The sequence below is a fragment of the Odoribacter sp. N15.MGS-14 genome (assembly GCF_000980245.1).
GTDB classification, from domain to species: Bacteria; Bacteroidota; Bacteroidia; order Bacteroidales; family Marinifilaceae; genus Odoribacter; species Odoribacter splanchnicus.
Genome location: NZ_LARE01000190.1, coordinates 1 through 628 on the forward strand (window position 1 = coordinate 1; position 628 = coordinate 628).

The following is a 628-nucleotide window of genomic DNA, read 5'->3' on the forward strand; positions in this document are numbered from 1 at the left end:
AAGGTTATTTGCACCTAAACGGAGCTTTTCGCAGCTTATCACGTCCTTCATCGCCTCTGAGAGCCTAGGCATCCACCATACGCCCTTTATTATTTACTTTAATTTATACTTTTAGCTTACTCGGAAATCATATAAAGTCTTACGACATTAATGATTTCTATTTTTGCTCATTGTTGTGGAATATATTTTTCCATCTTTCCAGTATGTCAAAGAACTGTGTCCTTACGGACTCTGTGGAGAATAAGGGAGTCGAACCCTTGACCTCCTGCGTGCAAAGCAGGCGCTCTAGCCAACTGAGCTAATCCCCCGAAGAAGTTACAAGCATGAAGGCTATACGCTAAAAGCTTATTGCATTTAGCTTTTCACTTTCGGGCTTTTGAGTAGTCCCTCGCGGAGTTGAACCGCGGACCTCTACATTATCAGTGTAGCGCTCTAACCAACTGAGCTAAGAGACTGACTAAGGCTATCAGCTTGAAGGCTACACGCTAAAGGCACTAAGTCTTCCGGCTTTTAGCTTTTTAGCTTCCTAGCTGTCAGCTTATGGTAAAGGTTGAAGGTTTTGCCAGCAAGTGCAGATAATAACTGATCTCCAGAAAGGAGGTGTTCCAGCCGCACCTTCCGGTACGGC

2 tRNA genes and 1 rRNA gene are annotated in these 628 nt (G+C 44.3%); all 3 read right to left on the reverse strand.

Annotation, left to right across the window (positions count from 1 at the left end):
• Nucleotides 1-99: ribosomal RNA gene (locus WS34_RS15045) — 23S ribosomal RNA — on the reverse strand; the annotation flags it as partial.
• 135 nt (nucleotides 100-234) lie between these two features.
• Nucleotides 235-308 (reverse strand) — tRNA-Ala (locus WS34_RS15050).
• A gap of 73 nt (nucleotides 309-381) precedes the next feature.
• Nucleotides 382-455: transfer RNA gene (locus WS34_RS15055), tRNA-Ile, on the reverse strand.
• Between the last annotated feature and the right edge of the window lie 173 nt (nucleotides 456-628).